15 protein-coding genes are annotated in these 20,716 nt (G+C 70.0%); 10 read left to right on the top strand and 5 right to left on the bottom strand.

From position 1 onward, the window contains the following. The first annotated feature begins 4 nt into the window (after nucleotides 1-4). From wecB to ACLB1G_RS00265, 10 genes are read left to right on the top strand one after another with little or no spacing between them, the layout of a single operon-like run. Nucleotides 5-1,168 (top strand): non-hydrolyzing UDP-N-acetylglucosamine 2-epimerase, encoded by a 1,164-nt coding sequence (wecB, locus tag ACLB1G_RS00310; protein WP_491625173.1) that lies wholly within the window; start codon nucleotides 5-7, stop codon nucleotides 1,166-1,168. Then, nucleotides 1,165-2,019 (top strand): XrtA system polysaccharide deacetylase, encoded by an 855-nt coding sequence (locus ACLB1G_RS00305; protein ID WP_491625172.1) that lies wholly within the window; start codon nucleotides 1,165-1,167, stop codon nucleotides 2,017-2,019. Before wecB ends, ACLB1G_RS00305 begins: the two co-directional genes overlap by 4 nt. After that, nucleotides 2,016-3,050 (top strand): FemAB family XrtA/PEP-CTERM system-associated protein, encoded by a 1,035-nt coding sequence (locus ACLB1G_RS00300; RefSeq protein ID WP_491625171.1) that lies wholly within the window; start codon nucleotides 2,016-2,018, stop codon nucleotides 3,048-3,050. The genes ACLB1G_RS00305 and ACLB1G_RS00300 overlap by 4 nt, the downstream gene beginning before the upstream one ends. A 3-nt stretch (nucleotides 3,051-3,053) precedes the next feature. Further along, entirely contained in the window at nucleotides 3,054-4,280 is a 1,227-nt protein-coding gene (locus ACLB1G_RS00295) for a TIGR03087 family PEP-CTERM/XrtA system glycosyltransferase (protein ID WP_491625170.1), read from the top strand. After that, nucleotides 4,277-5,824 (top strand): exosortase A, encoded by a 1,548-nt coding sequence (xrtA, locus tag ACLB1G_RS00290; protein ID WP_491625169.1) that lies wholly within the window; start codon nucleotides 4,277-4,279, stop codon nucleotides 5,822-5,824. Before ACLB1G_RS00295 ends, xrtA begins: the two co-directional genes overlap by 4 nt. Further along, nucleotides 5,811-6,980, top strand: a complete 1,170-nt coding sequence (locus ACLB1G_RS00285) for a TIGR03088 family PEP-CTERM/XrtA system glycosyltransferase (protein WP_491625168.1) — start codon at nucleotides 5,811-5,813, stop codon at nucleotides 6,978-6,980. The genes xrtA and ACLB1G_RS00285 overlap by 14 nt, the downstream gene beginning before the upstream one ends. Nucleotides 6,981-6,995: 15 nt before the next feature. After that, nucleotides 6,996-8,909, top strand: a complete 1,914-nt coding sequence (locus ACLB1G_RS00280) for an XrtA/PEP-CTERM system amidotransferase (protein WP_491625167.1) — start codon at nucleotides 6,996-6,998, stop codon at nucleotides 8,907-8,909. A 3-nt stretch (nucleotides 8,910-8,912) separates the two neighbouring features. After that, the gene (locus ACLB1G_RS00275) at nucleotides 8,913-10,160 is read left to right on the top strand and encodes a TIGR04063 family PEP-CTERM/XrtA system glycosyltransferase (protein ID WP_491625166.1); all 1,248 of its coding nucleotides are present in this window, start codon (nucleotides 8,913-8,915) and stop codon (nucleotides 10,158-10,160) included. Further along, nucleotides 10,157-12,589 carry a glycosyltransferase gene (locus ACLB1G_RS00270; protein ID WP_491625165.1) on the top strand — a complete coding sequence of 811 codons (2,433 nt, stop codon included), beginning with the start codon at nucleotides 10,157-10,159 and terminating at the stop codon, nucleotides 12,587-12,589. Before ACLB1G_RS00275 ends, ACLB1G_RS00270 begins: the two co-directional genes overlap by 4 nt. Further along, nucleotides 12,586-13,353: an O-methyltransferase gene (locus ACLB1G_RS00265; RefSeq protein ID WP_491625164.1), complete on the top strand. Its 768-nt coding sequence runs from the start codon at nucleotides 12,586-12,588 to the stop codon at nucleotides 13,351-13,353. Before ACLB1G_RS00270 ends, ACLB1G_RS00265 begins: the two co-directional genes overlap by 4 nt. Here the strand turns inward: ACLB1G_RS00265 and ACLB1G_RS00260 are convergent. Genes ACLB1G_RS00260 through ACLB1G_RS00240 form a run of 5 tightly spaced genes read right to left on the bottom strand, consistent with a single transcriptional unit; the run spans nucleotide 13,319 to nucleotide 20,638 of the window. After that, complete coding sequence (locus tag ACLB1G_RS00260) at nucleotides 13,319-14,545, bottom strand: hypothetical protein (protein ID WP_491625163.1); 1,227 nt, start codon at nucleotides 14,543-14,545, stop codon at nucleotides 13,319-13,321. The genes ACLB1G_RS00265 and ACLB1G_RS00260 overlap by 35 nt on opposite strands. Nucleotides 14,546-14,547: 2 nt before the next feature. After that, complete coding sequence (locus ACLB1G_RS00255; RefSeq protein ID WP_491625162.1) at nucleotides 14,548-16,044, bottom strand: MBOAT family O-acyltransferase; 1,497 nt, start codon at nucleotides 16,042-16,044, stop codon at nucleotides 14,548-14,550. Further along, nucleotides 16,034-17,113, bottom strand: a complete 1,080-nt coding sequence (locus tag ACLB1G_RS00250) for a glycosyltransferase (RefSeq protein ID WP_491625161.1) — start codon at nucleotides 17,111-17,113, stop codon at nucleotides 16,034-16,036. The genes ACLB1G_RS00255 and ACLB1G_RS00250 overlap by 11 nt, the downstream gene beginning before the upstream one ends. Nucleotides 17,114-17,135: 22 nt before the next feature. Continuing rightward, complete coding sequence (locus ACLB1G_RS00245; protein ID WP_491625160.1) at nucleotides 17,136-18,557, bottom strand: oligosaccharide flippase family protein; 1,422 nt, start codon at nucleotides 18,555-18,557, stop codon at nucleotides 17,136-17,138. Further along, complete coding sequence (locus ACLB1G_RS00240) at nucleotides 18,554-20,638, bottom strand: glycosyltransferase (RefSeq protein WP_491625159.1); 2,085 nt, start codon at nucleotides 20,636-20,638, stop codon at nucleotides 18,554-18,556. The genes ACLB1G_RS00245 and ACLB1G_RS00240 overlap by 4 nt, the downstream gene beginning before the upstream one ends. Nucleotides 20,639-20,716: the final 78 nt, after the last annotated feature.

The following is a 20,716-nucleotide window of genomic DNA, read 5'->3' as shown; positions in this document are numbered from 1 at the left end:
TGCCATGCCTGCCCTGCGTACCCAGCGTACTATAAACAACCGTATCGTCTGTGTGGTCGCCGCCCGGCCCAACCTGGTCAAGATGGCGCCCATCCTGCGCGCGCTACAGGCGGCGCCGGGGACCATCGACACCCTGCTGGTGCATACCGGCCAGCACTACGACGAAGACTTGAACGGGCGTTTCTTTTCCACTCTCGGCCTGGAGCGGCCCGACTTCAGCCTCAACGTGGGCTCGGCCAGCCATGCGGTGCAGACCGCCGAGATCCTGCGCCGCTTCGAGCCGGTGCTGGAGCAGACCGCGCCGGCCGCCGTGCTGGTGGTGGGCGACGTCAACTCCACCCTGGCCTGCGCGCTCACGGCCGCCAAGCGCCATGTCCCGGTGCTGCACGTGGAAGCGGGCCTGCGCAGTTTCGACCGCCGCATGCCGGAGGAAATCAACAGGGTGCTGACCGACCAGCTGTCCGACCTGCTGTTCACCAGCGAAGCGAGCGGCAACACCAACCTGCAGCGCGAGGGCATTGCCGCCGCCCGCATCCATTTTGTCGGCAACGTCATGATAGACACGCTCAAGCAGCAACTGCCGGCCGTGCAGCCGGTACAGGCCGTGCTGGGCCAGGCCAACCTGGCCGGCTTCCTGGCGCCCGATGCCGCGTACGGGCTGGTCACGCTGCACCGGCCTTCCAATGTCGACGATCCATTGCGCCTGCGCAGCCTGCTGGAGACACTGGGCAAGCTGAGCACCGAGTTGCCTCTGCTGTTTCCCCTGCATCCACGTACCCGCGCCATGATACAGCGCCACGCACTACAGCCCTTGCTGGAGCAGCCGGGGTTGGCGTGCATGGGACCGCAGGATTACCTCGCCATGCTGAGCCTGATGAAGCATGCGCGCGTGGTGCTGACCGATTCCGGCGGAGTGCAGGAGGAAACCACGGCCCTGGGCGTGCCCTGCCTGACGCTGCGCGACAGCACCGAGCGCCCGGTCACGGTCAGCGACGGCAGCAACGCACTGGCCGGGCGCGACCCGGCCGTGATACTGGCCTTGTGCCGGGACATCCTGCGCTACGGCGGCAAGACCGGGCACGCACCGGCGCTGTGGGATGGACAGGCCGCCGGGCGCATCGCCACCGTGGTGTCGGACTGGCTGCGGCGCGGTGGGGAGCGTCCATGATGACGGCGCAGCGCAATGCGCTGACCATAGACGTGGAAGACTATTTCCACGTTTCGGCCTTCGCCGGCGCGATACGGCGCGAGGACTGGGCCGCCATGCCATCCCGGGTCGAAGCCAACCTGGAGCGTATGCTGGCGCTGCTGGCGCGCCATGGGGTGCACGCCACCTTCTTCATGCTGGGCTGGGTCGCGCAGCGCCACCCGCAACTCGTGCGGGCCATCCTGGCCGGGGGCCACGAGCTGGCCAGCCACGGTCACGCCCACCGCCGCGTCAGTGAACAGGACCGGGCGGAATTCCGCCAGGACATCCTGGTCAGCAAGGCCATCCTGGAGGATGTGGGCGGGAGTGCGGTGCTGGGCTACCGCGCCCCCAGTTTCTCCATCGCCGGGGCCAACCTGTGGGCCCTGGACGAGCTGCAAGCAGCCGGCTACCGCTACAGTTCGAGTATCTATCCGGTGCGGCACGACCACTATGGCATGCCGGACGCACCCCGCTTCGCCTGGCGGCCGCGCGGACCGCAAGGCATGCTGGAGCTGCCCATCAGCACTGTGCGCCTGCTGCGGCGCAATTATCCAGCCGGCGGCGGCGGTTACTTCCGCCTCTATCCCTACCGCCTGTCGCGCTGGGCATTGCGCAGGATCAACCTGCACGAACGGCAGGCTGGCATATTCTATGTTCACCCCTGGGAACTGGACCCCGGGCAACCCCGCCAGCCTGGCATCTCCATGAAAACCCGTTTCCGCCATTACGTCAATTTGCACCGCACCGAAGCGCGCCTGGCTTGCCTGCTGGTCGATTTCAGCTGGGGCCGCCTGGACCAGATTTTTCTGCCACCGGGAGCGGAGGCATGAGCGCAGAGATTTCCGTGCGTGTGCTCGCCTCGGGCGACCACGGCCGCTGGGATGCTTTCGTGCAAAGCTGTCCGGATGCCACCTTCTTCCACCGTGCCGGCTGGCAGCGCGTGATCGAACGCGCATTCGGGCACCGCACCTGGTTTCTCTATGCCGAGGCGGCGGGAAGCATCGTGGGCGTACTGCCGCTGGCCCAGGTCTACAGTCCGCTCTTTGGCCACCGCCTGTGCTCGCTGCCGTTTTGCGTGTACGGTGGCGTGGCGGCTGCCAGCGAGGCGGAGGCCATCGAACTGGACCGCGCTGCCCAGGCGCTGGCGGCACGCCTGCGGGTCGGCCACCTGGAATTGCGCAACCGCCGCCTGCGCCACCCGGACCGGCTGGGCCAGCCGCTGTACCACACTTTCCGCAAGGACTTGCTGACCGAGCCGGATCGCAACCTGCTGGCCATCCCCCGCAAGCAGCGCGCCATGGTGCGCAAGGGACAGGCGGCCGGCTTGCGCAGCGACACCGATCCCGAACCAGCGCGGCTGCACCGCTGTTTTGCGGCCAGCGTGCACCGGCTGGGAACGCCCGTGTTCGCCCTATCCTATTTTCGCCTCCTGCTCGATGAGTTCGGTCCCGATTGCAGGATACTCACGGTGACGCATGGCCGGCAGGACATCGCCAGCGTGCTCAGCTTCCGCTTCCGCGACGAGATCCTGCCCTACTATGGCGGCGGCCTGGCCAGCGCGCGCGCCGTGGCTGGCAACGACTACATGTACTGGGAAGTGATGCGGCGCGCCTGCGAGGAGGGCTGCACCCTGTTCGACTTCGGCCGCAGCAAGGCTGGCACCGGCGCCTACGAATTCAAGCGCCACTGGGGATTCGAGCCGCAGCTGCTGCCTTATGAGTACCAGTTGCACGGCGCCCGCCGCCTGCCCGACAACAATGCGCTCAGTCCCCGCTTCCAGCTGCTGGTGCGCGCCTGGCGGCGCCTGCCGTTGCCGGTGGCCAACGTCCTCGGTCCCCATCTCGTGCGCCAACTAGGCTGAGCCATGCGCGACCTGCTCTTTGTCACCCACCGGCTGCCGTATCCGCCCAACAAAGGCGACAAGATACGCGCCTACCACATGCTGCGCTACCTGCAGCGCCATTTCAATGTGCACCTGGGCTGCTTCGTGGATGACGGGAACGACCTCCAGCATACGGCCCAGGTGGCCGATGGCTGCGCCAGTACCTGCTTCGTCCGCCTGCATCCCGGCCTGGCCCGGCTGGCCAGCCTGCGCGGCCTGCTGAACGGCGAGCCGCTCAGCGTGCCGTACTATCGCCATGGGGCCATGATGCGCTGGGTGGAGCGCACCGTGTCCCGACATCCGATCGCGGCCGGACTGGCATATTCCGGCGCCATGGCCCAGTACCTGCCGGACAGCCTGCCGCGGCGTGTGATCGACCTGGTCGATGTCGATTCGGAAAAGTGGTGCGCCTATGCAGCCTGCCAGCCGTGGCCACTTTCCATGCTGTACCGGCGCGAAAGCCGTTATTTGCTGGCCTACGAGCGCCAGCTGGCGCGTAGCGTCGAGCGGGTGCTGCTGGTGTCGCGCGCCGAGGCCGAATTATTCCGCCTGCGGGCGCCCGAGTCGCACCACAGCGTCAGCCATTTCTGCAACGGGGTGGACAGCGACTATTACCAGTGCCTTCCGGAGCGGCCCAGCCCCTATGGCCACAGGGCCCAGGTCGCCGTCTTCACCGGGGCCATGGATTACTGGCCCAACATCGACGCCGTCCGGTGGTTCGCCGGCCACGTGCTGCCCGCGCTGCGCCACGATTTTCCGGCGCTGCAATTCCACATCGTCGGCGCCCGCCCCGTCGGCGCAGTACGCCAGTTGGCCCGGCTGGACGGGGTGCACGTCAGCGGCGCCGTGCCCGACATCCGTCCCTACCTGCAGCACGCCGCCGTGGCGGTGGCGCCGCTACGCATCGCGCGCGGCGTGCAGAACAAGGTGCTGGAAGCAATGGCCATGCAGCGCCCGGTGGTCGCCTCGCCGCAAGCGCTGGAGGGCATCGCGGCCTCGACCGGCCATGAAGTGTTGTGCGCGGGCGACGAGGCCGAGTTCGTGCGCCAGATCGGCCACGTGCTGCGCCACCCTGGCGCAGCCGAGATCGGCATCGCGGCGCGCCAGCGCGTGCTGCGCGACTACCGCTGGGAGCGTAACCTGGAGCGCCTGGGCGCCATGCTGGACGTGCGCACCGCACGCCGCGCCCTGCTGGAGGCGGTACGGTGAACGGCGCCAGCGCGCGCCTGGGGCCGCCGCCCCTGCCGGCGCCTGCTCTCCTGCCTGATGCGGGATTGGCCTGGCTGGGCGTCTGCCTGCTGCTGTGGCTGTTGGCCTATATGCCGACCTTCCGCTCCATGGCCGACATCTGGCTGCGCTCGCCCACTTTCGCCCACGGTATCGTGATCGCCCCCCTGAGCGCCTGGCTGGTGTGGCGCCAGCGCGCCGTGCTGGCCGCCGTCCCGCGCCGTTCCTGGCCGCCCGGCCTGGCGCTGGTGGCGGCGCTGGGCCTGGCGTGGCTGCTGGCGGCGGCAGCCTGTGTGCAAGTGCTGCAGCAGTATGCCGCCACCGCCATGGCAGCCGCTATCGTTGCCGCCGTGCAGGGTCCGGCGCTGGCGCGCGCCCTCGCGTTTCCGCTAGGGTATCTGCTGCTGGCCGTACCCTGCGGCGAATTCCTGGTGCCGCCCCTGATCGAGTTTACCGCACGCTTCACGGTGGCGGCCTTGCAGTTGTGCGGGATACCCGTGTTCCGTGACAATAACTACATACTCCTGCCCGGATCAAGCTGGTCGGTGGTCGAGGCCTGCAGCGGGCTGCGCTACCTGATCGCCTCCTGTACGCTGAGCAGCTTGTACGCCTACCTGAATTACCGTTCGTTGCGCAAGCGGCTGGCCTTCATGGCCGTGGGCCTGGTGCTGCCCATCCTGGCCAATGGCGTGCGGGCCTGGGCCGTCATCCTACTGGGCCATGCCAGCGGATTGCGTCTGGCTGCCGGAGTCGACCATCTGCTGTACGGCTGGCTGTTTTTTGGGCTGTTGTCGCTGCTGCTGTTTTGGGGCGGCGCCTTGTTCCGCGATATGCCGGGGCCGGCCACGGTTCCGGCCCCGGCGCTGCCGACGCCCGCCAACGCCGCACATGCGGGCGCCGGCAGCGCGCTGGCCGCGCTGGCAGTGTGCGGCTGCTGGCCGCTGGTGGCCCTAGCCTTGCCGGAACCGGCCCAGGGCCTTGCGCTGGCGCGCACCGGACTGGCCCTGCCTACGCCCCCTCTGCCCTGGCGCGTGACCGCCGTGCAGCCCGGCGACGGCATGGCAGCCGCGTCCGGCCAGACGCATCAGCTGAGGCAGGCCTACACCGGGCGCGGTGCACGCGTCCTGCTGCAGCTGGACTGGTTTGCGCGGCTGGACAAAAGGACGCGACTGCTGGCCCAGCCTGCTGTCGAGGGCAGCGGCTGGAGCCCGCTGTACAGCCAGGTGCGGCAGGTGCCTACCCGCATTCGCAGCTTGGAGGTACGCGAAACCATGCTGCAAGCGGGCACCGCCAAGCTGCTGCGGTGGCAGTGGTGCCGCCTGGGGAGCGCCGAGACCGCCATTCCGTGGCAAGCCAGGCTGCTGCAGGCGCGCGCCCGCCTGCTGGGCGGCCCCGGCGTTGCCGCCGTCATCACCCTGGACAGCGCGTACGACGACGATGCGAGCAGGCCGGCGGCCGCCATGGCCGGACTGCTGGACGCCATGTTGCCCGCCATCGATCAGGAGTTGCGCCATGCGGCCCCTTGACCCCGGCACGGCCGCGCCGCCGCTGGTGCTGCACCTGATCCACCAGCTTGGCATCGGCGGCCTGGAGAACGGCCTGGTCAACCTGATCAACCACATGCCGCCGGAACGCTACCGCCACGCCATCGTCTGCGTCAAGGACAGCACCGGCTTCGCCGCCCGCATTACCCGGTCAGGCGTCGACATCATCAGCCTGCACAAGCGCGAGGGGAAGGACTGGCGCCATTACCTGCGCCTGTTCCTCATCCTGCGGCGGCTGCGCCCACAGCTGGTCCACACGCGCAACCTGTCCGGCATGGAAGGCCAGTTGCTGGCGGCGCTGGCCGGCATCCGCCTGCGCATCCATGGCGAACATGGCCGCGACATGGGCGACCTGCATGGCGACAGCCCGAAATATCTGCTGCTGCGCAAGCTGCTCAGGCCGCTGGTTGGCCACTTCATCGCGGTCAGCCAGGAACTGGAAAGCTGGCTGGTCGCCAGTATCGGCGTGCGCCGGGCTCTCATTACCCGCATTGCCAACGGCGTCGACAGCGTGCGCTTTCATCCGCGCCTGGGCCCGTCCGCCGCCGTCGGCCCGCCCGGCTTCCTGTGCGAAGATGCTTTCGTGGTCGGCGGCGTGGGCCGCATGGTGGAGGTCAAGGATTACCCGGCGCTGGTGGAAGCCTTCCTGCGGCTGCTGGACTCGGAACCTTCGCGCGCGGCCACCCGCCTGCGCCTGATGATCGTCGGCGACGGCCCGGCCCGCGGCGCCTGCCTGGAACGTCTGCGCCAGGCAGGCGCCGCGGGTCTGGCCTGGCTGCCAGGCGCGCGCGACGACATCCCGCAGTTGCTGCGCGCCATGGACCTGTTCGTGCTGCCCTCGCTGGCCGAGGGCAGTTCCAACACCATACTGGAAGCCATGGCCACCGGCCTGCCGGTGGTGGCCACCCGGGTGGGCGGCAACCGCGACCTGGTGGAACCCGGCTGGTCCGGCACCCTGGTGCCGCCGCGCACGCCTGCCTGCCTGGCCGACGCCATAGGCGACTATTACCGCATTCCCGGCCTGGCCCGGCGCCACGGCCGCCGCGCCCGGCGCCGCGTGCTTAACCAGCACAGCCTGCTGGCCATGACCAGCGCCTACCTGGCCGTGTACGACGGCCTGCTCCACCGCCCACACTGAGAGAAAGGACATCCCATGTGCGCCATCGCCGGCCTGTTCGACCTGTACCGTACTCCCGACATGGACGCGGCCCTGCTGGAACGCATGGTGGCCAGCCAGCGCCACCGGGGGCCGGATGACGGCGGCCACCACCTGGAGCCCGGGCTCGCACTTGGCCACCGGCGCCTGTCCATCATCGACCGTTCCGGCGGCCAGCAGCCGCTGTACAACGAGGACCGCCAGGTGATGGTGGTCTACAACGGCGAGATCTACAACTACCAGGCCCTGATGCGCGAACTCAGGCAATTCGGGCACCAGTTCCGCACCCAGTGCGACACCGAGGTGATCGTGCACGCCTGGGAGCAATGGGGCGAACGCTGCGTCGAGCACTTCCGCGGCATGTTCGCCTTCGCCTTGTGGGACCGCCGCCAGCAGGTGCTGTTCCTGGCACGCGACCGCCTGGGCGTCAAGCCGCTGCACTACGCCCTGCTGGAGCATGGCCTGCTGATCTTCTCGTCCGAGCTCAAGGCCCTGTGCACGCACCCGCGCCTGGACCAGGCGCTCGACCCGTGCGCGGTCGAGGAGTATTTCGCCTACGGCTACATTCCCGATCCACGCACCATCTACACCCAGGCCCGCAAACTGCCGCCCGGCCACACCTTGACGGTGCGCAAGGGCAGGCCCCTGCCGCCCGCGCGGCGCTACTGGGATGTGCCGTTCACGCCGGTGGCGGCCGGTGACGAGGAGCAGGCCGGCGAGGAACTGGTGGCCCGCCTGCGCGAGGCGGTGCGCATCCGGCTGGTGTCCGAGGTGCCGCTGGGCGCCTTTCTCTCCGGCGGCGTCGATTCCAGCGCCGTGGTCGCCATGATGGCGCAGCAGGGCAAGGGTCCGGTCAATACCTGCGCCATCGGTTTCACCGAGCGCAGCCACGACGAATCGGCCTGGGCCGAGCTGGTGGCGCGCCGCTACCGCACCTGCCACCGCAGCCTCAACGTGGACCACGACGACCTGGCCCTGCTGGACGTGCTCCCCACCCTGTATGACGAACCCTATGCCGACAGTTCCGCCCTGCCGACCTACCGCGTGTGCCAGCTGGCGCGCCAGCATGTGGTGGTGGCCCTGTCGGGCGATGGCGGCGACGAGATGTTTGCCGGCTACCGGCGCTACCGCCTGCACCTGTACGAGGAGCGCTGGCGCCGCCTGCTGCCGGCCGGCCTGCGCCGCCCCCTGTTCGGGACACTGGGGCGGCTCTATCCCAAGGCCGACTGGGCGCCGCGTCCACTACGCGCCCGCACCACGCTGCAGGCGCTGGCCCACGACGCGGCCGAAGCCTATGCCCACAGCGTCGCGCTGCTGCCGGAAGCCGCACGCTTGCGCCTGTACAGCGCCTCGTTCCGGCGCACGCTGGACGGCTACCGCGCCGTGGAGGTGATGCGCCGCCATGCGGGCGACTGTCCCAGCGGCGATCCGCTGTCGCTGGTGCAGTACCTGGACCTGAAAACCTATTTGCCAGGCGATATCCTGACCAAGGTCGACCGCGCCAGCATGGCGCACGGCCTGGAGGTGCGCGTGCCCTTGCTCGACCACCAGCTGGTGGAATGGGTGTCCGGGCTGCCACCGCACCTGAAACTGCGCGGCGGCAGCGGCAAATACCTGCTCAAGCAGGCGCTGCGCATGCACCTGCCGGAAGACATCCTGCACCGGCCCAAGCAGGGTTTCGCCGTGCCGATGGCGGCCTGGCTGCGCGGCCCGCTGCGTGCGCGCCTGCTGTCGCTGCCACACAGCGCCGTGCTGGGCGACAGCGGCATGTTCGACCTCGGCAGGATACAGCTCCTGGCCGACCAGCACCTGAAGGGGCGCGCCGAACATGGTCCAGCGCTGTGGTCGCTGCTGATGTTCGACGCCTTCCTGCGCCAACAGCAGCGCCTGCCCGCCCAGCAGGCCGCCTGAGCCATGCGTATCCTGCACATACTCGACCACTCGGCGCCGCTGCACAGCGGCTACGCCTTCCGCACCCTGGAAATCCTGCGCCACCAGCGCAAGCTGGGCTGGCATACCCTGCACCTCACCGGCAACAGGCAAGGCCAGCAGCATGGCGCCGGACTGGAACAGCAAGTGGAGGGCTGGCATTTCTACCGGACTGCGCCGCCACAGAGGCGCTGGGCGCGGCTTCCCCTGTTGCGCCAGTGGGCCGCCATCGACAGCCTGGCCGCGCGCCTGCGCGACGTCGCGCAATTGGGACGGGTCCAGATCCTGCACGCCCACTCGCCAGCGCTGAACGCCCTGGCCGCCCTGCGCGTGGGGACCGAGCTCGGCCTGCCGGTGGCCTACGAGGTACGCGCCTTCTGGGAAGACGCCGCCGCCAGCCACGGCACCAGTCCGGCGGGCGGCGCCCGCTATCGCCTGACCCGCGCCCTGGAAACCTACGCGGTGCGCCGGGCCGGCGCCGTCATCACCATTTGCGATGGCTTGCGCGCCGATCTGCTGCGGCGCGGTGTACCGCCGGACAAGGTCACGGTAGTGCCGAACGCGGTCGATCCGGCCCGCTTTTCGCCCGCACGCGCCCCATCCGTCGCCGCCACCTTCGCCGGCTCCGGCAACGGCATGCTGGCGCAACGCCTGGGCCTGGGCGGCAGCCTGGTGCTGGGCTTTATCGGGTCCTTCTACGCCTACGAGGGCCTGGCCCTGCTGCTGCGCGCCCTGCCCGCCATGCTGTCGGCTGTGCCTTCCCTGCAACTGCTGCTGGTCGGCGGCGGGCCGCAGGAGGCCGAACTGCGCGCCCTGGCGGCTGAGCTCGGCCTGGCGCACAAGGTCAAGTTTGCCGGCCGCATCGGCCAGGACGAGACCGCCGACTACTATCGCTTGATGGACGTGCTGGTATATCCGCGACTGCCCATGCGCCTGACCGAGCTGGTGACCCCGCTCAAACCGCTGGAAGCCATGGTCCAGGGCCGGCTGGTGGTGGCCTCGGACGTCGGCGGCCACCGCGAGCTGGTACGGGACGGCCATACCGGCATCCTGTTCCAGGCCGGGAGCGCCGACGCGCTGGCTGGCGCCGTGCTGGGCTTGCTGCGCGATCCGGGCCGCTGGGAGGCGCTGCGGCAGGCGGCGCAAAGCTACGCCGAGACCGAACGCAGCTGGAGTGCCAGCGTCTCCTGCTACGCCGGGGTATATCGGCGTCTTCTGGAGGGACGGCCATGAAGCCGGCGCCCGGCACCGGCCTGGCCGGACTGCGGGTGGTACTGGCCGGGCCGCTGGCGCCACCGGCCGGCGGCATGGCCAACCAGACCGCGCAGCTGGCACGGCTGCTGGCGGCGGCCGGCGCCGAAGTGCTGCCGGTGCGCAGCAACGCGCCGCCGTGGCCGCCATCCGTGGCCGGGGTGCGCGGCCTGCGCGCTGCCTGCCGCCTGGCGCCCTACCTGGTCCGGCTGTGGCGCGCCTGCGGCCAGGCCGACCTGATACATGTGATGGCCAATTCAGGCTGGTCCTGGCACTTGCACGCCGCGCCCGCCGTCTGGCTGGCGCGCATCCGTGGCATCGGTGTGCTGCTGAACTACCGGGGCGGCGACGCGGCCGCCTTCCTGGCCCATAGCGGCCTGGCGCGCCTGACCTTGCGGCGCTGCCATGCGGTGGCGGTGGCCAGCCCCTTCCTGGCCGGCCTGCTGGCGCGCCACGGCGTCGCGGCCAGCATCCTCCCTAATGTCGTCGCGCTGCCGCCGCAGGACGCCGGCGCGCTCACGGTCCGCCGGCCCTGTACGGTGATCGTGGCGCGCCAGCTGGAAGCGGTGTACGACAACGCCACCGCCATCCGCGCCCTGGCCCTGCTGCGCCGGCAGGTGCCGGACGCCCGCTTGATCCTGTGCGGAGGCGGCCCGGAACTGCCCGCGCTGCGCGACCTGGCACAGGCGCTGGGATTGTCCGGCCACATCCGCTACACCGGCCCGGTCGGACACGGCGCCATGGACTCCCTGTACCGCGAGGCGACCCTGATGCTCAATCCCAGCCGGGTCGACAATACGCCCAACTCGGTGCTGGAAGCGTTGGCGCGCGGCCTGCCGGTGGTCAGCACGGACGCCGGCGGCCTGCCCGACTTGCTGCGGCACGGGGCCGACGCCCTGCTGGTCCGTCCCGGCGATGCAGAAGCGATGGCACTAGCCATGGCGCGGCTGGCGCAGGACCCGGAGCTGGCACAGCGGCTGGCGCAGGCCGGGCGGGACAAGGCGCGCCGCTACACATGGCCGCTGGTGGAGCCCCGGCTGGCCGGCTTGTACCGGCAAGTGGCTGCCGCCGGCCATGGTCCGCTGCGCACCCGGCTCACGGCCCAGGCCCTGTTCCCCCTGCACGAAGCGCTGAAAGGCCATGACACCCTGCAGCGGCGGCGCGCGCTGGAGCGCAGCCAGTGGCTGGACGGCGCCGCCTTGCGCCTGCTGCAGGCAGGGAAACTGGAACGCTTGCTGAGCCACGCCCAACGGCATGTGCCGTATTACCGTGGCCTGGGCTTGCGCGCCGGGGCCGCCCTTGCCGACTGGCCGCTGTTGCGCAAGGAGGACATCCGGGCCGATTCGGCCGCCTTCATGGCGGACGGCGCCCCGCCCTTGCAGCGCTGCCATACCGGCGGTTCCAGCGGTGAGCCGCTGGTATTCCATGTCGGCAAGGAACGCGTCAGCCACGACGTCGCCGCCAAATGGCGGGCCACGCGCTGGTGGGGTGTCGATATCGGCGACCGTGAAATGGCGCTGTGGGGCTCGCCCATCGAGCTCGGGGCCCAGGACCGCGTGCGCCGCTGGCGCGACCGCCTGCTCAATTCCCGCCTGCTGCCGGCCTTCGCCATGTCGCCCGCCCACATGGACCGCTACCTGGACCAGCTCCGCCGCTGGCGGCCCGCCATGCTGTTCGGCTACCCGTCGGCCTTGTGCCTGCTGGCTGGCCATGCCCGTGCGCGCGGCCTGGCGCTCGACGGTCTCGGCCTGCGCGTGGTGTTCGTCACGGGCGAGCGACTGTACCCGGCGCAACGCCAGCTGCTGGGCGAGGTGTTCGGCGCACCGGTCGCCAACGGCTACGGCGGTCGCGACGCCGGCTTCATCGCGCACGAGTGCCCGAGCGGGGGCATGCATGTGAGCGCCGAGGACATCGTGGTGGAGATCCTCGATCGCCAGGGCCAGCCCGTGCCGGCGGGAGTGAGCGGCAACATCGTCGTCACCCATCTGGCCAGCGGCAGCTTCCCCTTCATCCGCTACCTGACCGGCGACATCGGCGCCCTGTCCGAACAGCCCTGCCCCTGCGGGCGCGGGTTGCCGGTACTGGAGCGCATCGAGGGCCGCAGCACCGATTTCGTGGTGGCCCAGGACGGCACCGTACTGCACGGCCTGGCGCTGATCTACATCCTGCGCGAACTGCCCCAGGTGCGCGCCTTCAGGATCATCCAGGAAAGCCTGGCCCTGACCCGGGTGCAGCTGGTGCCGGACGGCCCCCTGGCACCCGCGCTGCTGGACGCCATCGTGGCCGGCTTCCGGGCCCGGCTGGGCGCCGCGACCGAGATCGCCATCGAACAGGTGGACGCCATTGCCGCCGAGGCGTCCGGCAAGTACCGCTATGTGACCAGCAAAGTTGCACCAAGGGAACACACATGACCATCCTTGCCCTGCTGCTGGCGGCCGCCAGCCTGCTGACCGGCCTGTACGTGCTGCACAAGGTCAGGCTGGCTCACCTGTTGCTGCACCAGTTGCGCGACCGGTCCAGCGCCGAGCCGGCCATCCTGTTCCGCCAGCTGGAAGCGCTGCTGGGCCTGTACGCCGAGCTGCGCCTGCCGGCCAGCCTGCCGCCCACGCGCGGCTGGGCGGCCTCGCCCGATCTGCTGCTGGCGCTGGCGCGCCATGCCCGCGACCAGCAGCCGCGTAGCGTGCTCGAATGCAGCAGCGGTGTGTCCACCCTGGTGCTGGCGCGCTGCATGCAGCAGAACGGCAGCGGCAAGGTGGTCAGCCTGGAGCACGACGCCGGCTATGCGGACCGCACCCGCGAACTGCTGCGCCGCCATGGCTTGTCGGATTGGGCCGAAGTGCTGCACGCCCCGCTGCGGCCCCACCTACTGCACGGCGAAGCCTGGTCCTGGTATGACCTGGACGGACTGGCGCTGTCCGGCCCCATCGACATGCTGGTGGTGGATGGTCCGCCACAGGCGGTGCGCCGTATGGCGCGCTATCCGGCCGGCCCGCTGCTGCTGCCGAAACTGGCGCCGGACGGCTGGGTCTTCCTGGACGACGCCGAGCGCGCCGATGAGCAAGCCATGCTGGCGCGCTGGCGGCTGGAATTCCCTGTCCTGCGGCAGGGCACGCTGCCCTGCGAGAAAGGCTGCGCCGTGCTCAGCGCCGTGCTGCCGGACGCGCAGCCGGCCTGAGCGCCAGCTGCTCGGCGGCGATGGCGCGGGCCATGGCCGTCTCCACGGGATGCTCGGCATGGTAGCGCTCGCGTCCGGCCAGCAATGCGCTGTGGTGCGCGGTCATGGTTGAGGGCAGCAGTTCGCTGCCAAAGCCGGCCGGGGCTTCAGCGTCTGCGCCAAACATGCGGCCCAGTATCATGCGCCCCACACCGACCCGGTAATGCGAGGTCTCCCAATAGTAGTCCATGTGATTACGGCCGCTCGCCTGCGGCACGGCTTCCGTGGTCACGCTATTAAAACCGGAAAAGTCGTAGACGCGCACGTCGCAGGCGCGGGCACGGTATCCCGCCGCCATGTCCGCCAGGCGCGACTGCCAGGCCAGCAGCGGCTCCCACTTGCCGGCCCAGTACATGGCGTCCATCATCATGGCGTGGGTGGGATTGATGTACAGGCGCACGGCGGTGCCGGCCGCGCACAAGGCCGCGATGCGGTCCTCCAGCGCCGCCTGCGCCTGCGGTGTCGGCCCCGCGCCGCGGATATACTCGCGGGTGCGCGGCTGCACGGCGGCGCGGGTGCCGCCCCAGCCTTCGATGCGGTCGTGTATGCAGGCCTCGTCGCGCAGGCCGTTGAACGCAAGGCTGGAATGGCAGCGCCGCCCAAAGCTGCCGCGCAGCAGGCGCAACGAATCGGCCGTCATGTCCAGGCTCAACGCCCGCTTCAGGTTGACGAACAAACGCCGGTACAGGTAGAGCGGACCGCCGGCCACCAGTTCACGGTCAAAATCGGTATTGCCAGCCTCCATGGAAAACGAGGGCGGGTCCATGCCCCACACCAGCAGCTTGACCTTGGACACCGCGCTGGCATGGCGCACCATGGCCAGGGCGTCGCCCAGCGAGGCGCCGGACAGCGCCGCGTTGAACACCTCCTGACCGGCAAAGTACGGAGTGCTGGTCGGCAATCCCAGTTCCGTGCGCGAGTTGCCCACATAGACCACGGCGGGCCGTAGCCTGGCCAGCGCATAGGTCTTGCCCCAGGCGGCCAGCTTCTCGCGTGTGGGCCGCAGGCGCTGCACCTGGGGCGTGTCCCACTGATGTATCAAATAGGGATCGACGGCGTAGTTGAACCCGGCCACGGCGCCGGCAGCCAGAAGGCTGCAGCCGCAATACATGACGAGGAAACTCTTCCACTGCCTGGGAGCGTATGGTTGCATGGCTAGAATTGTGAGTACAGGAATTCGCTGGCCTTGTTCATGCCGAACAGGCAGGCCAGCAACAGGAGCGAAAAGGCCAGTCCGCAGGCCCGGCCCGGCGCCCAGCCCCAGGGCGGCGCCAACGCTGTGCTGTCCAGGCAAGGCCGGTGGCTGGCGAACCAGGTCTGCACATTGGGCAGCAGGAAGGCCGCCAGCATGGCCAGCAGCAGCACCGGCAAGCCGGCGCCGCCAGCGTCTATCCAGCGGATGCCGCTGAAATCCGCATGCAGCCAGTCCAGGTGCCGGGCGTGGGTGGCCAGGCCGTGCGGCAGGTTGATGCCGTTCAGGCCAGCCAATCCGGCCAGCACCGAGCCTGCCGTGGCCAGGTCGGGCGCGCGGAACGGCACCCAGGCCAGGGCCACGGCCAGGAAGGTCAGTGCTCGGCCCCACCAGCGCGGCCGCGAGCCGCCCGCCAGCGCCTGCCAGCCATGGTGGATGGCGAGATACAGGCCATGCAGCCCTCCCCACAGCACGAAGGTCCAGGCAGCGCCATGCCACAGGCCACCCAGCAGCATGGTCAGCATCAGGTTGCGGTAACGCAGCCAGCCGCCGTACCGGCTGCCGCCCAGCGGCACATACAGGTAATCGCGCAGGAAGCGCGACAGGGTCATGTGCCAGCGGCGCCAGAAGTCGCTGATATTGGCGGCCTGGTAGGGAGAATTGAAGTTTTGCGGCAGGCGCACGCCGAACAGCCGCGACAGGCCGGTCGCCATGTCGGAATAGCCGGAAAAATCGTAGTACAGCTGGAAACTGTAGGCCAGCATGCCGACCCAGGCTTCGATCAGCTGCGGGCCGGCGCCCGGCGCGAATACCGGCGCCGCCAGCGGGGCCAGCTGGTCCGCCACCAGCACCTTCTTGGCCAGGCCGAGCACGAAGATGGCGCTGCCAATGGCAAAGTTGTCGGCACGCGGCCGGCTGTTTTCCGGCGCCGCGAACTGCGGCATCATTTCCTTGTGGTGCAGCACAGGACCGGCCACCAGGTGCGGGAAATAGCTGACGAACAATGCATAGCGCAAGAAATTGAACTCGTGCGCGCTGCCGCGCCGGCAATCGACCAGGAAGGCGACCTGGGTAAAAGTAAAGAACGATATCCCCACCGGCAACACGATGGACCAGCCCTGCCAATGGCTGCCGGCCAGGCGGTTAACGCTGTCGAGGAAGAAATTGGCGTACTTGTAGTAGGCCAGCAGCAGCAAGTTGCCAGCCAGCCCGATCCGCAGCCAGCGCCGACCCACCGGAGCGCCGTGCGCGGCCGCGATGCGCAGGCCGCAGGCGTAATTGAGCACGATGGACGCGCACAGCAGGGGCAGGTAGCGCCAGTCCCAGGCGCCGTAGAAGTACAGCGAGGCGGCCGCCAGCCAGGCCGTGCCCCAGGGAGGATGCCGCCGCGCCAGGCCAAAGTACACAGCCAGCACCACCGGCAGATACAGGAACAGGAAGCCGAAGGAGTTAAACAGCATGCCGCAGCTCCTTGCCCAGCAGGCTGTGATAGCAGGCCGCCAGCTGCGCGGCCACAGCGGACCATGCATGGGGCCGCACCAGCGCGCGCACGCTGTCCGGCGCGGGCGGTGCGGCCACCACGGCGCGGATGGCGCGCGGCCAGGCCGGCGCGTCATCCCAGGGGAGCAGCTTGAGCGCATGGGCGCTGGCCGCCAGGCGCAGCGACGAGTTGCTGGTCATGACAGCCGGCGTGCCGGCCGCCAGCGCTTCCATGACGGACAGCGGAAACACCTCGCCCTGGCTGGGCAGGGCCAGCACCGAGGCTGCGGCATAGGCGCTGGCCAGCAGAGGGTCGTCGTGTTCCAGCGGCCCCAGCCAATGGACATTCGGCAAGGCCAGCAGCTGGCCCAGGTAGTCGCGGTGCTCGCGCTGGGCCGCGCCGATCAGCGCCACCGGCAGGTCCGGCAATGAGGCCGCCAGCCGCAGCTGGTTCTTGTAGGGCGAAATGGCGCCCGCACACAGGACGAATGGCCCGTCCAGCCCGGTGTGGCGGCGAAACAGGTCGCCATCCGCCTGGAAGAATGCCGCATTCACGCCGTTGGGCAGCACCGTAATGCGCTGCGGCGCGACCTGGAAGGCGGACATGATGGCGCTGCGCTCCGCCTCGCCCAGCGCGATCACCAGGCCGGCCAGCTGCAGGGCGCGCTTGGTCTGGGCGTAGCTGGTCTGCACCTGCCAGCCCGTGATGCGCCCGGCCAGGCGCTGGGCCACCCGGGCCCGCAGGCCTTCGCCGCGGGTCCAGCCCGGCGACAGCAAGGGAGACAGCGCCACCGGCACCTGCTGCTCGTGCGCCGCCTCGGCAATGCGGTGATTGCCGTTGATGGCAGAAAAAATATGGACCAGGTCATATTCGTCCAGGCGGTCGCGGCAGGGATCGACCAGGCTGGCGTTCACCCGCGCGCCGTGCGGCAGCGAGCGCAGCGCGGCAATGGTTTCCCGCACTTGCACCTGCAGGCCGCCCTCGCGCTGGAACAGCATGGGATAGCTGAGGATGCCGACCTTCATCGCTTGCTGGTTGAATTGCTCCATGGCTTGCTCCATCGTGTGCCGCCTATCCATGACGTTGGGTCCAGGCCTTGCGGCATTCGCCTGCCAGCAGATGGCCGCTAGCGAACAAGGCCGCCAGCCAGGCCAGGGCGGCAGCGGCGGCCATTGCCGCCAGTGGCCAGCGCCATGTGTGCGCCAGCAAGGCGGCCGCGAGGCAGGCCAGGCCGGCCACGCCGCTGCAGACGCAAGCGCCCAGCAAGTCGCCGAAGCGCAGCTGCGCCAGCCGCCGCAGGCAGGACAGGGTCAGCGCGCTGCGGAACACGGCGCCCGCCACCACCGCCGCCGCCACCCACTCCAAGCCCCACGGCGCCGCCAGCAGCAGGACCGCGACGCGGAACAGCACCGCCAGCGCGTCCAGCCGCGCCTGCGCTCGCACCTGGCCCTGGGCCAGCAGCAGATAGCGCGCCATGCTGAACATGCTATACAAGGCGGATGAGCAACACATGATGCGTATCAAGGGAATGGCGCGGTCCCACTGGGTGCCGTACAGCATGCGCACCAGTTCCGGCGCCGCCACCGCCACCACGGCAAAAAATGGCCAGGCCACGCCGGTCATGCAGGCGGCCGTGTGCAGGTAAGCTTCGCTCAGCCCGCTGCCCTGCCGTGCCCGCAGCGCAAACAGCGGCAGCAGCACCGGCGCCACGGCGCTGGTGACCAGCTGGTTGAACATGTTGAGCACGCCCACGGCCTTGCCGAACATCGCGGCCTCGGCCACGCCTATCAGTTTGCCGACAATGAGGTCGGGCGCGGCCACACCGGCCTCGTCGACCAGCGCCCCGGCCGCCGCATAGCCGCCGAAGCGCAGGATGTGGCGCCCTCCGCGCCAGCCGGGCAGCCAGGACAGTTCGGCCGGCCGCAGACAGGCGCACACCAGGGTCGAGGCCACGGTGGCCGCCAGCGCCGCGCAGGGCAGGCTCAGATAGCCGTAGCCGCGCCATGCCAGGAACACGCCGCAGCCCAGCTGCGCCAGCGCATAACTGGTGTTGACGGCGTAGACGGCGTGGAAACGCAGCGCGCGCCGCAGGCAGGCCAGGGTGACGGCGCTGAAGGGGATCATCAGGAAATTGGCGGCCAGCAGCTGCAGCGCCGGCGCCAGGCGCGGCTCGTGGTAGCAGGCCGCCAGCAGCGGCGCCGCCGCCGCCAGCAGCACCGCCAGCAACCAGGCCACGGCCAGGCTGACGCCCAGCGCTGCCCGCAGCGTGGCGCGGTCCAATACTCGCGCCTGCACCAGGTACTGGCCCACGCCCAGGTCGCGCAGTACCTGGGCCATCCCGGCCAGCACGGCCGCGATGGAATACACGCCTATCTGGTCCGGGGTCAGCATGCGCGACAACAGCATGGCGCCGGCCAGGTTCAGCACCAGCCCCGTGTACTTCTCGGCAAACGAGTACCCCAGCGACAGGCGCAGGGCGCGCGCCGCGCTCATGGCGGCAGGCGGGCATAAAAGTCGCGCACCTGGCGGCCCACGGCCTCGGTGCTGTAGCGCTCCTCGGCGGTGCGCCTGCCCTGCCCGCCCATGGCGGCACGGCGCGCCGGATCGCGCAGCAGGGTCGCCACCATGGCCGCGGCGGCGACCAGGTCGTGCGGCGGCAGCAGGATGCCGGCCGCGCTGCCGCGCAGTATGTCCGCGCTGCCGGCCACGTCGGTGGCGGCGACCGGCACGCCGCAGGCCATGGCTTCGATGGTGGCGATGCCGAAGCCTTCGTTGCGGCTCAGCAGCAGGTGCAGGTCCAGGGCCGGCATCAGCGCCGCCACGTCCTCCACGAAACCGGTCATCACCAACCCCGCCTCCAGTCCCAGCGCGCGGGCCTGGCGGCGCAGTTCCCGCTCCAGCGGGCCGGCGCCGGCCAGCATCAGGCACAGCCCGGGAAACTCGGCGCGCAGCAGCGCGAACAGGCGCAGTAGCTGCCCGGGCTGCTTCTGTACCGACCAGCGGCCCACCGATCCCAGCAGCAGCGCATCCTGCGGCACCCGCCAGCGGCTGCGGGCGGCCGCGCGCAAGGCGGCGCTGGGCGTGTAGCGCCCGGTGTCGACGCAATTGGGGATCACGGCCAGCTGCGCCGCCGCCGGCAAATAAGGCTGGTAGACGGCCAGGAAGCGTTCCAGGGCGGAGGGCGACACGGCGTACACCCCGCGCACGACCGAGAAAGCTTCATGCAGCAAGGGCCGGTACCAGGGGTGCGGCGCTTCGACGGCAAAGGCGTTGTGCACACTGAGCACGGCCGGCACGCCGCGCCGGCTGGCGCCCCACAGGCAGGACATGCCATAGTTGTTCCAGCACAGCGCCACGTGCACCAGCCGGGGGCGGCGGCGCCACTGCAGCGGCAGCCAGACCAGGCGCGCATACCACAGGCGCAGCCGGCGCCAGCGCCAGCGCTCGAACACCAGGGGCGGCGCGTGCCGCACCACCCGCAGGCCTTCGCCGCGCAATCGATCGCGCCAGGCCGGCAGGCCGGGAAAAGTGCGCATTCCCAGCACGCAGCGGCCGGCGACGCCTTGCAGAAAGCGCGCCTCCTGCGCCATGCGCAGTTCCATGCCGCCCAGTTCGCCGGAGTGGCTGGTGATCAGCACATCCCGGTCCGATGCGGACCCCCAGGCTTCGTGAAAATAGCCGCGCAGGTAGGCCAGCTCCCAGCGGTGGCGCAGCAGCCGGTCGCCGCCGCCGGCCAGGGCCGAACCCACGCAAGCCAGGCATTCGAGCAGGTAGCGCGCCAGCATCCAGCGCGGCACGCCCAGCCACTCGGGAAAGCGGCCGGCCTGCTGCTGGCGGAACTGGCCACGGCCGAAGCGCCAGGCGCGCCCCAGCACGTAATCCCGGGTCAACTGCCAGGGCCGTATGATGTGGGCGACGCGCGCCTCGCTGCAAAACCAGGCGCGGTAGCCCAGCGCGTCCAGCCGACGTGTGAACTCGGTCTCGCCGCCCATGGCGTAGGCGGCGCCGTTCGGCCCCAGGGAGCTGTCGAAACGGTGGCCGGCGGCCAGGATTTCCATGCGCAGCGCCATGTTGGCGCCCCACACCAGGCCGGGGAACACGGGGCCCTCGGCCAGGTCGGACGCAGTCAGGCCATAGGTCAGGCCCTGCGGCGCCACGCGCCCTATCCAGGCGGGCGGCGCTTGCTGCCAGGCCGGGAGGATGGCGCCGCCAAACACGGCGTAGCCAGGCTGGGCGGCAGCGCAGCGGGCGTAAGCGCACAGCCAACCCGGCTCGGGAATGGCGTCGTCGTCGCTGAACACCAGCAGGCCGGCAGCCACGCCCTGTGCCAGCAAGTGGACTATGCCGGCATTCAGGGCTAGGTTCTTGCCCCGCCCGGGCACGGCCAGGCAGGACAACGGCAGCCGGTCCGCATAGCTGGCCGCGATGGCCGCCGTGTCGTCGGTGCTGCCGTTATCCACCAGCAGCAGGCGCCATCCGCCCGGCGGCGCCTGCAGTGCGCAATAGGCGTCCAGCACATGTGGCAGGGTGGCCGCGCCGTTGTAGCTTGCCATGAGTACGGTCAACAAGGCCATGGTCGCGCCGTCCTATGATCTGGTGAGAAAAATCCAGTGTAGTGACTGCCTGCAATCTATGTTTGAGCGGCATCAAAC

Source organism: Duganella kummerowiae (genome assembly GCF_053572355.1).
This window is presented reverse-complemented; position numbering and strand designations above follow the sequence as displayed.

Bases quoted from the DNA above. Each gene is read 5' to 3' on its own strand.
- wecB (WP_491625173.1), top strand. From the start codon at position 5: ATGCCTGCCCTGCGTACCCAGCGTACTATAAACAACCGTATCGTCTGT.
- ACLB1G_RS00305 (WP_491625172.1), top strand. From the start codon at position 1,165: ATGATGACGGCGCAGCGCAATGCGCTGACCATAGACGTGGAAGACTAT.
- ACLB1G_RS00300 (WP_491625171.1), top strand. From the start codon at position 2,016: ATGAGCGCAGAGATTTCCGTGCGTGTGCTCGCCTCGGGCGACCACGGC.
- ACLB1G_RS00295 (WP_491625170.1), top strand. From the start codon at position 3,054: ATGCGCGACCTGCTCTTTGTCACCCACCGGCTGCCGTATCCGCCCAAC.
- ACLB1G_RS00285 (WP_491625168.1), top strand. From the start codon at position 5,811: ATGCGGCCCCTTGACCCCGGCACGGCCGCGCCGCCGCTGGTGCTGCAC.
- ACLB1G_RS00280 (WP_491625167.1), top strand. From the start codon at position 6,996: ATGTGCGCCATCGCCGGCCTGTTCGACCTGTACCGTACTCCCGACATG.
- ACLB1G_RS00275 (WP_491625166.1), top strand. From the start codon at position 8,913: ATGCGTATCCTGCACATACTCGACCACTCGGCGCCGCTGCACAGCGGC.
- ACLB1G_RS00270 (WP_491625165.1), top strand. From the start codon at position 10,157: ATGAAGCCGGCGCCCGGCACCGGCCTGGCCGGACTGCGGGTGGTACTG.
- ACLB1G_RS00265 (WP_491625164.1), top strand. From the start codon at position 12,586: ATGACCATCCTTGCCCTGCTGCTGGCGGCCGCCAGCCTGCTGACCGGC.
- ACLB1G_RS00260 (WP_491625163.1), bottom strand. From the start codon at position 14,545: ATGCAACCATACGCTCCCAGGCAGTGGAAGAGTTTCCTCGTCATGTAT.
- ACLB1G_RS00255 (WP_491625162.1), bottom strand. From the start codon at position 16,044: ATGCTGTTTAACTCCTTCGGCTTCCTGTTCCTGTATCTGCCGGTGGTG.
- ACLB1G_RS00250 (WP_491625161.1), bottom strand. From the start codon at position 17,113: ATGGAGCAATTCAACCAGCAAGCGATGAAGGTCGGCATCCTCAGCTAT.
- ACLB1G_RS00245 (WP_491625160.1), bottom strand. From the start codon at position 18,557: ATGAGCGCGGCGCGCGCCCTGCGCCTGTCGCTGGGGTACTCGTTTGCC.
- ACLB1G_RS00240 (WP_491625159.1), bottom strand. From the start codon at position 20,638: ATGGCCTTGTTGACCGTACTCATGGCAAGCTACAACGGCGCGGCCACC.